Annotated in this window: 13 protein-coding genes, 1 pseudogene and 2 riboswitches (1 of these 16 running past the window's edge); of the genes and pseudogenes, 1 reads left to right on the top strand and 13 read right to left on the bottom strand. The window is 35.4% G+C overall.

Features of this window, described 5'->3' with window-relative positions:
- From MKY22_RS02530 to MKY22_RS02515, 4 genes and pseudogenes are all read right to left on the bottom strand, one after another.
- A protein-coding gene (locus MKY22_RS02530; RefSeq protein WP_341090058.1) for a proline dehydrogenase family protein crosses the window boundary here: on the bottom strand, positions 1 to 71 show its start. 841 nt of this gene lie to the left of the window's left edge; 71 of the gene's 912 nt are visible here — the first part of the coding sequence; the start codon lies at positions 69 to 71; its stop codon lies beyond the left edge, outside the window.
- A gap of 84 nt (positions 72 to 155) precedes the next feature.
- Positions 156 to 1,460, bottom strand: a complete 1,305-nt coding sequence (locus MKY22_RS02525; protein WP_341090056.1) for an NCS2 family permease — start codon at positions 1,458 to 1,460, stop codon at positions 156 to 158.
- 135 nt (positions 1,461 to 1,595) lie between these two features.
- A riboswitch (purine riboswitch) is annotated at positions 1,596 to 1,697 on the bottom strand.
- A 69-nt stretch (positions 1,698 to 1,766) separates the two neighbouring features.
- A complete protein-coding gene (locus MKY22_RS02520) occupies positions 1,767 to 2,798 on the bottom strand; it encodes an acyltransferase family protein (RefSeq protein ID WP_341086391.1) in 1,032 nt (343 codons plus the stop codon).
- Between the two features lie 110 nt (positions 2,799 to 2,908).
- Positions 2,909 to 2,986 (bottom strand): annotated as a pseudogene (locus MKY22_RS02515) (GMP synthase (glutamine-hydrolyzing)); the annotation flags it as partial.
- A 224-nt stretch (positions 2,987 to 3,210) separates the two neighbouring features.
- On the opposite strand from MKY22_RS02515, the gene MKY22_RS02510 reads away from it, so the two are divergent.
- The gene (locus MKY22_RS02510) at positions 3,211 to 3,762 is read left to right on the top strand and encodes a hypothetical protein (RefSeq protein ID WP_341086389.1); all 552 of its coding nucleotides are present in this window, start codon (positions 3,211 to 3,213) and stop codon (positions 3,760 to 3,762) included.
- Positions 3,763 to 3,941: 179 nt separating this feature from the next.
- Here MKY22_RS02510 and MKY22_RS02505 read toward each other — a convergent pair whose 3' ends face one another.
- The 9 genes from MKY22_RS02505 to guaA form a co-directional block, all read right to left on the bottom strand.
- Entirely contained in the window at positions 3,942 to 4,730 is a 789-nt protein-coding gene (locus tag MKY22_RS02505) for an HNH endonuclease (protein WP_341086387.1), read from the bottom strand.
- Between the two features lie 254 nt (positions 4,731 to 4,984).
- Positions 4,985 to 6,082: an RES family NAD+ phosphorylase gene (locus MKY22_RS02500; protein WP_341086385.1), complete on the bottom strand. Its 1,098-nt coding sequence runs from the start codon at positions 6,080 to 6,082 to the stop codon at positions 4,985 to 4,987.
- Complete coding sequence (locus tag MKY22_RS02495; protein ID WP_341086382.1) at positions 6,079 to 7,035, bottom strand: sce7725 family protein; 957 nt, start codon at positions 7,033 to 7,035, stop codon at positions 6,079 to 6,081. Before MKY22_RS02495 ends, MKY22_RS02500 begins: the two co-directional genes overlap by 4 nt.
- 13 nt (positions 7,036 to 7,048) lie before the next feature.
- Positions 7,049 to 7,840: a sce7726 family protein gene (locus tag MKY22_RS02490; RefSeq protein WP_069941017.1), complete on the bottom strand. Its 792-nt coding sequence runs from the start codon at positions 7,838 to 7,840 to the stop codon at positions 7,049 to 7,051.
- Positions 7,841 to 8,179: 339 nt separating this feature from the next.
- Positions 8,180 to 8,767 carry a recombinase family protein gene (locus MKY22_RS02485; RefSeq protein WP_341086378.1) on the bottom strand — a complete coding sequence of 196 codons (588 nt, stop codon included), beginning with the start codon at positions 8,765 to 8,767 and terminating at the stop codon, positions 8,180 to 8,182.
- A gap of 210 nt (positions 8,768 to 8,977) precedes the next feature.
- Positions 8,978 to 10,234, bottom strand: coding sequence for a DEAD/DEAH box helicase family protein (locus tag MKY22_RS02480; protein ID WP_341086375.1), 1,257 nt, complete (start codon positions 10,232 to 10,234; stop codon positions 8,978 to 8,980).
- A gap of 213 nt (positions 10,235 to 10,447) precedes the next feature.
- Entirely contained in the window at positions 10,448 to 11,119 is a 672-nt protein-coding gene (locus MKY22_RS02475; protein ID WP_341086374.1) for a helix-turn-helix domain-containing protein, read from the bottom strand.
- Positions 11,120 to 11,206: 87 nt separating this feature from the next.
- On the bottom strand, positions 11,207 to 12,148 hold the full coding sequence (locus MKY22_RS02470) for a tyrosine-type recombinase/integrase (RefSeq protein ID WP_341086373.1): 942 nt from the start codon (positions 12,146 to 12,148) through the stop codon (positions 11,207 to 11,209).
- A 156-nt stretch (positions 12,149 to 12,304) separates the two neighbouring features.
- Positions 12,305 to 13,825: a glutamine-hydrolyzing GMP synthase gene (gene guaA / locus MKY22_RS02465; protein ID WP_051353615.1), complete on the bottom strand. Its 1,521-nt coding sequence runs from the start codon at positions 13,823 to 13,825 to the stop codon at positions 12,305 to 12,307.
- A 129-nt stretch (positions 13,826 to 13,954) separates the two neighbouring features.
- Positions 13,955 to 14,056: riboswitch (purine riboswitch) on the bottom strand.
- Positions 14,057 to 14,059: the final 3 nt, after the last annotated feature.

Genomic DNA, 14,059 nt, shown 5'->3' with positions numbered 1-14,059 from the left:
CTGGCGAATTGAATGAGTAACTTATTCTCAGCCAAGTACTCGAATACAGGTCCAGTAATCTGCTGTAACATCTGAATCACCCTCTCTCTTCTCCCTTACCCTCTCCCTAACAAAAAAACGTCTTTCTTCTATATAGAAGAAAGACGCAGTTTGAATTAGTGCAACCAGATGAAGTAACCGAGGAATCCAAGTGATAATACGTACATGATTGGGTGTACGTCCTTTGCTCGTCCTTTTGCGATCATCGTGACCGGGTAGAAGAGGAAACCGAATGCAATCCCTGTTGCGATCGAATACGTTAATGGCATCATGATGACGGTCAAGAAAGCCGGAACCGCATACTCGAATTTTTTCCAATCGATCTGGAGCAGTGAAGCTGCCATCAACACACCAACGATGATCAATGCGGGTGCTGTGACCGGTGCGGTGATGATTGCGAGCAATGGTGAGAAGAATAAAGCGAGACCGAAGAATAAAGCTGTGACGATCGCCGTCATTCCTGAACGACCACCTGCTGCAACCCCTGCACTTGACTCGATGTAAGAAACCGTCGTCGACGTTCCAAGGATCGAACCTGCTACTGTTGCTGTTGAATCAGCGATCAATGCGCGACCAGCGCGTGGTACTTTATTTTCTTTGATCAGACCGGCTTGGTTTGCTACCGCAACCAGTGTACCTGCTGTATCAAAGAAATCAACAAAGAAGAAAGTTAAGATGACGATCATCATTTGAACTGTGAAGATTTCATCGAAGTGAAGGAATGCTTGTCCAAATGTAGGTGCGATGCTTGGTGGTGCTGAAATGACTTCACCAAGACTTGTTGGAATCGGAATCAAACCGAAGATCATTCCAGCGACTGCCGTTAGGATCATTCCGAAGAAGATCGCCCCTTTGACACCACGCGTCATTAGGACCGCAGATACGACAAGACCAAATACCGCGAGAAGCGTTGTTCCTTTACTTAAATCACCAAGCGAGACGAGTGTTGCTTCATTCGCAACGACGAGACCACCTGTTTTTAATCCGATGAACGCGATGAACAATCCGATACCTGCTGCAACTGCCATTTTCAACGGTTCTGGAATCGCATTGATGATCATCTCACGAATACCTGAAGCTGTTAATACCATGAAGACGAGACCTGAGACGAGAACGCCTGAAAGTGCGGTTTGCCATGGAATACCCATTCCGATGACGACGCTGTAGGCGAAGAAAGCATTTAGTCCCATTCCTGGTGCGAGCGCGATTGGATAGTTCGCTAGTAATCCCATCGTAACGGAACCGATGATCGCAACGAGTGCTGTGGCACCGAAGACTGCTCCTGCGTCCATTCCCGCTTCGGCTAATGTATTCGGGTTAACGAATAAGATATACGCCATCGCGAAGAATGTCGTCATGCCGGCGATGAACTCTGTACGCATGTTCGTACCAAGCCCATTGAAATCAAAGAAACGCGCAATCGCATTTTCTTTTGCTTTCGGTTGGTGTGGCTGTTTCAATTGTGTGCTCATGATTGCCTTCCTTCCAAATAAGCCGTCTCCTTGAAAACAAAAAACGGCCCTTACCTAAGCGGTAAAAGCCGTTTCAATAAGCGCACGATGCTGCGTGTGCGCCGTAGTAGGAACCTTTACGGTGTTCCTGTAGAGACTTCCGGGCCCTATCCCCAGAATTATACGGCATTATTTATGTTTTTTTAGTGGTATGAAAAATAAGAACAGACACATCGTAGCACGGTCAAATTCATGGGTCAACCATAAAAACGAAATTTAACCACTTAATTTATCCGAACGTTCGGTTTTGTAAGCGTTCTTCTGTTCGGAATTTATCATGATCCATTTCGATAGTTGTAGTGTCATTGGGAATTTTCCGAGTAAAACTAAAATTAGAATCGTCATCACACCAACCCCTATACCATGCCAAATCCCGACATTATTATAAAACGATATCGCAACCAACGCTTTTACAATAAAACCGTGTCCGACATAAATCGGTAATGTATGAGCACCCAGTGTTGTTCCAATTCCATCTCGTCGTGGTATCCAAGCAAAAAAAGCGCAGACTAAAAGCAGTTGCAAACCATACAAAGAAAGTCGAATACCTGCTCCTTCTAAACCGAGACCCATAGGAGCATAACCGCTTGTACCACTCAACAATTGAAAGTTCAAAATCTCTGGGTAACGTAACAGTAGGATGATTGCGATTCCGCCCACCCCTAATCCAAAAACCTTTGCGCCACCCGACGTCGGAAAGGTTAACTTGTGTCGTCGGAATGTATAGCCCAGTAAAAAGAATGGGAAAAACACGATAATCCGTGAAGCGCTGAGTGTCCAACCAATCGTTTCAAAAAAGCCGAGATAAACACTGATCACGATGCTTCCCGCGACAAAGTACCATAATGACACTTGTAGAAAGTGATTGATCCAGACGATTACCCACAACACGAACGTCCATATAAACACCGCAAACAGATACCAATAGATATAAGCTGGTTGCAACTTCCAAAACGCATATTGTGTGATTCCCATCCACTTTGTCACTGCGACGAATAGCGTTTGTACAAGTAGAAACAGTACAAGATAGTCTAGTGTGAGTCGAAGAAGACGAGATGCCGTCATGTGTCCTTTCGTAAAGTAACCGGAGATGAAAATAAAAGCTGGCATATGAAACAGATATATGAAATGAAACAGGTTCGTCATACCGACATCTTTTGAAATCATCGGTTCAATCAAATGACCGAATACGACGAGCGTAATCAATCCGAATTTTGCATTATCCCAATATGCATCGCGTTTGTTCATAACGAATGTCCTTACCTATCCTCTGTAGTAATAAGTTCCATCTCATAGTGTAGCAGGAGATAACAAAATAGCACCACGTTCTTTTACAGAAACGTGGTGCTGATTCATTATTATTCCCACTCAATCGTTGAAGGTGGTTTCGACGTCACATCGTACAGGACGCGGTTGACGTTCTGGACTTCGTTGACGAAAACGTTGGTTTATCAACGTTTTATCGATATGATCATTAAACTTCTATATAAATACAGGCTTCAATTATTCGTATTATTTTGTATTTCAATAGTATCAGGTCAATTCTATGAAAATCAACAAATTACCATATCTCTTTGAGAATTTATTAGTTCTATACCATTCTTGTAGTTTATCTTCATTCGCTAAATTATAATGAAAAAAAAGGGGAGGAATAATTTTTATGAGCGAAGTATTAGCAAATGGTTTGTTCGCTTTATTAGGTGCTATAATTGGTGGTTTTATTGCTGCTGGCACATCAGTATGGGCAACTAGAGCACAAATAAAGAAACAAGACGAACAAAACGAATTAAATAATAAGAGACAAAAAGAATTAGATGAAAATTTAAGACAAGAAAAAAGAAGAATTACTAAAAATATAGTCGAAACGTTTTTAATAAATGAAATTAAGTATAATTTAAATCAATTAGATAGTATAAAACCATCTCTTTTTGAGAAGCATGGTAGTAATTCTCATAATAGTATTCATACTGATTTCAATTTCAAAATAGATGAGTATGAAAAATGTAAATTTAAATTAATGGAAATTACCACACTCGAAACCTTAAACGTAGTAGAAATTTATCAAATGTTCTATATGTTAAATGAGATACATAAAGGAAGTCGCTTAAGTAGATTCAATGAAAATGAGTTTGGTTTTATAAAAAATAGATATAAATTAGCTGATGATTTTGTAACTACCTACTACAAAGAAAAATTAAAAAATTTCTCATAGGAAACATGAGAAAAATAGATAATCTCTTTACTTGTTATTTAGTTTTCTTAATCCATTATTATTAGTCATCCCCCCCTGTATTTGCAGTATCTCGTAAATAACAAAGGGGGGATTTAATAGAAATAAGCAATTGAATCATTGAGTAACTCATTACTATTTTTTATTTAAAATCCAATTTTTCACTTTCCTAAAATCATAATTAATTCATTAAGCGTTAATATCTTATCTTTTCTTCTGTGAATCATTCTATGGCAATTGGAACATAATGGGATTAAATCTGTTTTAGGATTTATCTTCATTGCTTTTGTTAGTGTATTTAATGGTTTTACATGATGAACTTCTATGAAATCTTTCCCACGTTCTCCATACACTGTTTCAAAATTAAATTCACATGCTTTACAACTCAAACCATGTTCTTGAATAGCAAGTAGTCTGTTTCTTGCGTTTCGCTCATAGCGTTTTCCATAATAATCTCGAGATCCACCTTCAATACCATAACCGTCTTCTGTTTTTTCTGCTTCGATATCAAGATCAATAGCGTTACTCAATTCTTCATACTTAAGTGTTTTCAATAGTTTTATGGCAATTTCATAATCTTGTTCACTTTTTTCTAATCTTTCAATAACACTATTAATATCCTGCCTTTTAAAAATACCTCTATAATCAGCTTTCATACCTAAATAGTAAAGAATATTTGCCGAGTCTCTTCCTTTTGTATTTCCACTCGTTATACCTAATATGTTTATATCTAACCATCTATGCGTTCTATCATTAATTAAATGTTCATACAATACTTTGGCTTTTAGATCGTTACTATACTTTTTAAATTCCCTATCTCTATTATTAGACTTTAGTTTAGGAAGTTCGATATTTTTTTCATTGATTACTTCATAGTTCCACTCAATTAATCTATCCGAGCAAACTTTTAGTTCCTCGTCAGTAAAAAGACTCTTAAACTTCGGATTCAAACATAATGCTTCTATGGTTAGATCTAAGCGTTTTTTTCTATCAAAATGATAAAACCATCAGATAACTTTGAGCTATTAATTAATTGTCGAGCAGTTTTGAGTCCACCTTGTTCAGAAATTAATCGTCTAGTTTTATGCGGATTGTATCCAATTTTTTTAGACTCGTCACATAGTTCCAACATAGATTTATAAAATATATTTTCTAGTTTCCCAACAGATGTAATATTGTCTCCCCCTTACTAATTATTATTTATTCATCTATAAGGAGCATGCGTATACTGTAATGTTTTTATTTCTTTTTTATCCACTTTAGAACATTTTAAAAAATCAGGATCAAATATCATTACATTATGCCCACTTGTACTGACAGTACTTTCAAACATTATGCCGTGATAACCAGCTTTTTCTGTATCGTTTAAACTTTTAATAAAGTCAACAATAAATTGTGTAGGCAAATAATCTAATTTACTATCCCCGCTTCTAACAGGTTTAGAAATAGCTGCTCCCATTTCCTTAAAAGTCTTTAGATTGACGGAAAAACGAGTTGGATCTTCAAACTCAAACACATCTAGTTCTGAGAGTTTAGTAAAGTCTATAACTTTTAAGTTCGAATCATTCGGCACAGGAAACGTTCCTATATAAATCACATCACCTAAACTAGGTCGAATTTCGTTAATTACTGTCCCAATATCATTAGCCAAATATAAATGGCTGATCCCTTGAGAATTAGCTCTTCCAGCACTCGCAAACTCAGGGTCAGGAGCGCCCATTGAATCGATATCTAATTCTTCATCATTTGATATCCTACCTCTATAAAGAACTCTTTCCTCTACAATAGTTTCTAATCTTTCTAAATATACTTTCAAAACTTCATAGTTAACATAGTTATTATGAAACCTATTATTATGTTTTATATGCGTAACAAATTCTTCCCACTTGTAACCTTTTAGTACAGAGTTTTCTTCCAAATATCTTTTAACCATCCACTGAGGTATCCCGACTTGATTAGTCAATAATGAAATTTTATCTGAATATCTCTTTTGCAAAAGGTTACTCAAAAAACGATGAATCATATTTGAATCAAAATCTTCATTAAAAATATTCCAGTGTTTTTCAAAGTTATCTTTTATACTAATTAACTCTAATTCAGGAAAGTTGTCTTCTTCTAATTCTTCACTCTTTCGGAATATACCTAATAAACCATTGAATTTTTCATCAAGACCTTCGTTTTCATTCAGATCATAGATATAAACGTTAGTACTGTTACAAAAATCACAACTGCCTTTAATTTGATAGCTTTTCACAATATCTTTAAGGACTTTAGAAAGGAAACATTTTTCGCAACAAATCATACTGTTCCCTCCAAATTTAGTAATTTGTCTACAAGCTCAAGATGATGCATAATTGATAATTTTTTAAGAGTTGGTAACCCTGGGTATGTCCCTTCTTCATGGTGCTTTAAAAGTGTACGCATTGCATAAGTATCCATTAATTCATTCATTAAGAAACCGTTGTTATACCACCGAATCAATTTATTCAAAGCTTCCGAAAATTTCCCTGCGGCATCGCTAGTATCATTATTTGAATCTGAAACAAAATGGACTATATCAATTTCATTATTTTCATTAGGATACACAATATGCATCGCTACGGCATAAGGAGCAAATCCACCTTCTACATAAGCCGCACCTATAACAGAGTAATCTGAAAAGCCTATATATCCTTCTTCTTCGAAAAATAAATGATCTTCCGAAAATTCTTCATTTTGCTTTTCAATATAATCCGAATTTCTAGACATTTTATTGAATTTATCACTTAATGCTACTAAATTTTGATTCCTTAATTTTCTCCTTAAAGACATACTATAAGGCATTACATTAATATATGGAATTTTGTCTTTAAAAATTTCACTATAGCTTTGGTCTAAAACTTCTCCTGTATGAATAATTGCTAAATCTTCATGATCAAAACCATATTCATTAAATAGATTCTCTATTTCAGTTTTAGAATTTTTATTCAAGTAGTGTCCAATCATTATAAATTCATTTTCTGATATCATTTTTCGATACTCTTTTTTTATACTTGGCATTTCAATTTCATCTTTGAATGAACCCACTTTAGGATTAGTAATAAAAATGATATTACTTTGTTTATTAAAGAATACTGATAATAAAGAATTGAGTGTAGAACTAAATTTTATTGGTTCTATTATAGGAACAACTTTTTCACTAATTAAATCTCTTTCTTTTAATTCTCTTAAAGCTAACAAATCATATTGTCTGCCACGAATAATCGGGAAATACATATTTTTTCCTCCATTACTTTTTTAAAATTTTCGAAAAGTCAGCATTACTAAAATTTGATAAATAGACCAACCATCTAATGGGAATAGGAATACTTTTAAATACTGCGTTATCACTCAAGGGAATACGCTTTCTTAACTGTTCAAAAACTAATTCTTGAGCTTTTAAAATTTCAATAGTCTCAAACCACTTCATCGATTCTCTAAAATATTCAACTTGCGTGACATTCGGTAGTTTATGAAAGACTTCAAATAATATATTTTCATACTCTTTCTTTCTAAGAATTTTAAATAAATTTTCGTGATTTAAATTGTCTATGAATATTGAAGCTTTTTTACGCACACTTAAAGTTTCATTAGAGGTTAATACAATAATACCAATATAAGGAATGATTTCTTTTAAATTTTTATAAACTGGGTAATAATTTTTGTCAGTTGTAACGACATATAATTCACTAAAAACAGTTGAATAATCTAATAACTGTTGTGATAATCTATCTAAATTATCAAGATCAGTTTTTATCTCGTAAACTATACATTTTTTTTTATTCACTACAACAAAATCTGCTTTCGATGTTTTAATAGGTACTTCCTCAAATGCACCAGTAGTGTTCAAACTATATTTACCCATTACTATTTTGTTAAATAAAATATTTTTAAAAAAGTATTCATTTCTATATTCTTGCTTTAAAATCTTATAATTAATGTTTATCTCTCTCTCAAATAAATCATACTCAAAATACTCATTATCTATTTGTTGTCTTAAGTTTTTTTTAGTGAAATATTTCTTTGCTTCATTAATGCCCATTCTCATACTCACACTTTCTATAATTCTTACTTATTCTTTTGAAACGTTTATTTAGGTTTTTGCCGGGATATATCAGTTATACAATCATATGTCTCGGAAAAAAGTTTTTTCAGTAAGTAATACTTGTTATAAAACTTTAATTTTATCCTCTAATTTCTGCTCACGAGCATATCTAGTAATTCAGTTAAAATCATCTCTATAAAGCGGACTCTAAGCACTTTGCGCACGTGAACGATATTAATAAAAAGAATGCGGGGGTAAGAGTACTATTACGTATAATCACACTCGAAGTAAACAAATTGGTCAGAATTACCCCCACTAAGGTATCAGCAAAATAATTTAATTTTTAAGTCCTTCTCTCTCAAGCAATCTATAAATAGTACCTGTACCTACCCTGAACGTCATGCGAATGTCGTTTATTGATTTCCCTTGTTTATAGGCTGCAAGAATAGCTTTCATTCTCTGTTCTTCTTTACCACCTTCGACTAATTTAGTCTTTTTACCTCTGTACTTACCTTCACTTTTAGCTATCTCTATCCCTTCCTTTTGACGTTGCTTGATCATCTTCCGTTCAAATTGTGCCAAACCCGAAAAAATAGTAAACAGTAGTTCACTCATCGGATTATCATCGGATAAATCTAACCAACTATCTGTAATTGATTTAAGTTTCGCTCCCTTGTCCTTTATTATTTCCACTATGGTTAAAAGATCTTTAGTTGAGCGGGACAATCGACTTATTTCATGAACAATTATCATGTCGCCCATACTAAGGCTATCTAGCATTTCATTCAGTTTCGGACGTTCCATTGAAGCCCCGCTAATTTTTTCAATGTAAAATTCAGTACAACCATTATCCTTTAAAGATCTCTGTTGCCTAGCTATATTCTGCCCTTCACTACTGACTCTGATATAACCAATAATCCTCATAAGCTTAACCTCCAAAATAATAGTTATTAACTTGATTTTACCCAGGTAAATCGGTAACAGTCAAACGGTAATAAAAAATATAAAGAAAACCCTTGGTACTAAAGGGTTTCTGTTTCCTCGTATTTATTACCGTTTAGGTGTACTCTAACGGTACGGTTTGTTTAATAAGTTATTGCTTCTACTCACACTTAATAGAGATACACACAGTAATTAATATCCATTTTTTTTATAAGTAAATTTTATTTCTTTATTATCTAACCATTGATTTAATAAAAGCCTCATGCGTACGCTTGGAATATATATATTTATCGGTTCAGGCTTATTTTTTCTTATTGAGCTTCTCCATATCCATTGTAAGAGATTACTCACTGCCAATAAGTCTTCGTCCACTTTGATACCTTTACTACAAAAAAATGATTTTTCGATTGGATTCATATACAAATTATATACAAACGCCAAATTGCGTGTTTCTTGATAATCATTCGTAGCTCGTTTATTCCAAGTTATAAATGCCTTAGTGTATCCTTTACCTTTAAGTTTATTTCTTACAGACAATTTTGTAGTCCATAAGTTATGTTCAGCTTTTCCTTTGTTTCTAAAAAAAGAATAGATATTCTTTTTTAGTCTAGATAAAGTGATTTCATCAACGTCGTTTAACCACGTCGAAGATAATTCATTGCCACTCAATGAGTTATTCCGTACATAATTTCTATTTAGTGAACCTTCATAAATAGAAATCAACTGTTTATATTGACTTCTATGTTCTAAGTGAACATCATAATCTACTAACGTATAAACATCATCAACTTTATGTACAGATTTATATGTAAGTTCAATTTTATGTAAATCATAATAATATTTCTGAATTTGACCTTTAAAAAGATATGTTAAGATAAACGTTTCTGAAAATGCTTCGAAGACTTCAACTGGATACGTCCAAAAAAGTACCGATTTATTATGTATGTGTATGTTTCCATGTTTCGAATGATAAGGAAGATTTACGTACTTACTTTTATATACGCCTTCATATTCATCATTTAGCCATTTTAATTTTCCGTCTTCTACCTTTGCTGTTTTAGTTTCAATTATTAACTTGATATCTTCTTTAGAAATTTCGTTTATCCGTTCAACTACATCAACTACTTCATCAAGAAACAAAATGTATTCTTGATCTTGAATCAACTTTATCACTTCTTCATCAAACAATTTAAATAGAGCATGGGTTGTTACTATGCTATCACCTGACGACAATAATTTTTTAAAGTGTCTTAATTTACTTCCATTCCCTAACTTAGAATCAGGTTCTATTAAGAAGGAACAATCCTTTAATAAGTTATTTTGTATCTCATCTAAGTAAGGAGACACATATATAAATTTCTTTTCATCTTTATGTGCTGACATATAGTTTTTTGCCCACGTTGTTTTTCCACTACCCATTATTGAATCAATTACAATTACTTTCCCCATACGTTTATTTCTTCTACTCCTACCCTATCGTTTATAAAGCGCACCGAATACAAAAGTGCAAACTCGTCAAAAAAATGCTTTAATACCAACGTTTTTTCACACTGTTCCTTAAAAACAAAATTATTAAAAGCGCAAAACCCTAGACATTAAAACGAGCTGCGCTCGGTTTCAATGTCTTCGCTTCCCCAAACTACGTTTGGGTAATCGTGACTATTACTCTATTGTAGTTTGGTCTTTTTCTGACTCATTAAATTCTTCATTCAAAATTTGATAGAGTTTTTTTGTAAATGGTTTATATTTTTGCGAAACTCTTTTTTCAACATTCCCTAACATACTTCTATCAGAATTTATAAGATATACAAAAATTTTGAGATAGTTACTAAGTTCTTTATTTTCTAGAGTTTCCAACATCTCCGAAATAGCATGTGCATCGGAATAACCACCGTGAAATGCTGAATCATCCTTGTCACTTCCAACTTGACTCAAACTTTTCGTATGGACACTGCTAATTTTTTTTTGAATTTCATGAAAATTTTTAGTCAACTCATTATTTTCTTTCATAATATTAATTTCATCTTGATAAGGAGAAGCAGCATGATAAAAGGTCTTTTCATCATTTTCTTCAAGAAATATGATTTCCTCTTTAGAAATCATTTCAAGATATTTGATTCTTACATTGTTTTTCTCGATACTTGTAAGTTCTTTTTGTTGAAAATACTCTTCAGGTAGTTTAAACATTATTGAAAGTTGATTTAGCCGCTTTGCTGGAATTTTTCTTCTTTCTTTTAGCCAATCTTGAATTGTTTGTTTAGAAACACCTAAATCGTTCGCAACTTCTTTGTATTCTTTTCTAAACTCTCTAACTATGTACTCCAAACCGATCATTTTTCTCATCTCCAAATATTATTTGACATACTCAGTATGTCTTGAAACTAATTTATCACGCCATACCGAGTATGTCAATCAATTATTTCATTTATTTTTATCTATTTTTATTTTATTTAAAGGACTAGTCATGAGACCAATATTCAAAATGTCTTCTTGCTCCAAGCCTCTTAAATATTTTGAAGTAATTTGTGTATCATAATGCCCCATTAACCTACTTAGGCTATACACATCAATTCCGTTTCTTAGTTGTTTTTGTGCATAATAGTGTCTACAATCATGTGGGCTACAGCGCACTTCTTTTCGTACTCCTGCTCTTCTACAATGCTCTTTTAGTATTTGGTTAATCCTCGATCTCGATAACCGCTCTGCGCTTTGGTCTAGAAAATAATGCTCTCCTACCTCATCATCAGGTCTATGGTTAAATCGTTCTTTCTTAATTGCTTCAAACTTGCGCATGTATTTTCGCATGAGCTTTGAAATGTAGATAAGACGTTGTTTTGAACCTTTTCCATGAATCAAAATATGCTTTCTAGAAACATCGTTTGTTTTAATATCACAAAGTTCACTCACTCGTATTCCGCTATCAAACAGAAAAATTAGAATGAGCTTATCTCTGATATTTGAGTACGTGTTTTCTTTTACATCGTTTAATATTCGGCTCACCTCTTCATCGTTGAATGTCACGATCACTTTCTTATCTTCTTTTAAGTTTTTGATTCTACGCATTGGATTTTCATGCTCACTTAAATACTCTTCTTCAACTAATGAATTAAAGAATACCCTTAGAGTGGCTATACTACCGTTTATCGTGCTGTTGATTTCTTTCCCAGTACCTTGACATGCTTGAATGTAGCTTTTGATGTGAGCGGGTCTCACGTCCTCTAAATCAACTATTTGAAATTCTGTTTCTACATATGTTCTCCATCGTGTCAGTCTTGTTGTACAAAGACTAATATAAAAATGCTTTTTCCCTTCGATTCTTTGATTTAGCTGAAAATCATCAATCAGTTCAATTAATTTGACCATCAAAAAAACTCCCTTCTATTTGCGAAATAACACAAATAAAAGAGAGTATTTTTAGAAGTCAATAGTCGTAGGTGATAGGAGGTAAAATCAGCTTACAGCTTCAAAACCATTGGTATAAAAGGGTTTATAGCCACTTACTAATCTTAATTTCTTAAATCACTCCCACTCAATCGTTGAAGGTGGTTTCGACGTCACATCGTACAGGACGCGGTTGACGTTCTGGACTTCGTTGACGATTCGAACCGAGATTTTCTCAAGCACGTCCCATGGGATCCGTGCCCAGTCTGAAGTCATCCCGTCAATTGACGTAACAGCGCGGATTCCGACAGCATAGTCGTATGTCCGCTCATCGCCCATGACACCAACCGAACGGATTGGAGGAAGGACTGTGAAGTATTGCCAGATTTCGCGCTCGAGTCCCGCCTTTTTGATTTCATCGCGAAGAATGAAATCAGATTCGCGGACGATTTCGAGTTTCTCATCTGTGATTTCACCGAGGACACGAATTCCGAGACCTGGTCCTGGGAACGGCTGACGCCATACGATTTCATCGGAAAGGCCAAGTTCTTTCCCAAGTTCACGAACTTCATCCTTGAACAACGTGTTGATCGGTTCGATCAATTCAAACTGCATGTCTTCTGGCAATCCACCGACGTTGTGGTGTGATTTGATTGTTTGTGCCGTATCCGTACCACTCTCAATGATATCCGTGTAGAGCGTACCTTGGGCAAGGAAGTCCATATCCGTCAGCTTCGAAGCTTCTTCATCAAAGACGTAGACGAACTCGTTACCAATGATTTTACGTTTTTGCTCCGGATCCGAGATACCACGGAGTTTGTCGAGGAAACGATCCTGAGCATCAATCTTGATGACGTTCATGTGGAAGTGATCCGCGAATGTCTTCATGACGCTTTCCGCTTCTCCCTTACGCAGTAAACCGTGATCGACGAACATACATGTCAATTGATCACCGATTGCCTTGTGGATCAAGGCTGCGACGACAGACGAGTCGACACCACCTGAAAGGGCACAAAGAACTTTTTTATCGCCGACTTGTTCTTGGATCTTCGCTACTTCGATTTCGATGAAGTTCTCCATTGACCAGTCGCCTGCACATTTACAGACTTCAAAGAGGAAGTTCTTGAGCAATTCTTTTCCGAAGACCGTATGGTTTACTTCTGGGTGATACTGCACACCATACATTTTCAACTCTTCGTTCTTGATCGAAGCGATTGGACATGACACGTTCGTTCCATCGACGACGAATCCGTTTGGCACAGATGTGACGAGGTCACTGTGACTCATCCAGACCGTTTGTTCTAGCGGTAGGTTCGCATACATCGGTGACGGGTCTTGTAACGTCAATGTGGCTTTTCCATATTCACGATGTCCCGCACGTTCCACTGTTCCGCCGAAATGTTGTGACATGAGCTGCATGCCGTAACAGATCCCGAAGATTGGAATACCGAGGTCGAAGATTTCCGGGTCACACCGGTACGCATCCTCTGCGTAGACGCTACGTGGACCACCTGAGAAGATGATACCAGCAGGTGCGATTTCCTTTACTTCTGCTGCAGTGATTTTATGCGAATGCAATTCACTGTAGACACCAAGGTCCCGAATACGACGTGTGATCAATTGATTGTACTGTCCTCCAAAATCGAGGACGAGAATCATTTCCTGGTCCAAATGTGCTTCCAAATCTGTTCCCGCCTTTCTGATTTCATGCGTACCCTATGAAAAAAGCCCGCTCTTCGCCCATGGATAAAATGGAAAAAGAGCAGGCCGCTTCACAAAAAAATGTATACGAAGGGTCTGCTCCTTCATAGTCAGGTCGTTTAAGGTGACCCGGTAGAGACTCTCGCGCCATATTCGCGAGTATATACAAAGGAGATTGCATGTGTGTGATTT

This window comes from Exiguobacterium sp. FSL W8-0210 (assembly GCF_038006045.1).
Classification (GTDB): domain Bacteria; phylum Bacillota; class Bacilli; order Exiguobacteriales; family Exiguobacteriaceae; genus Exiguobacterium_A.
Note: the sequence above shows the minus strand (reverse complement) of the source record. Positions and strands in the feature narration are given on the sequence as shown.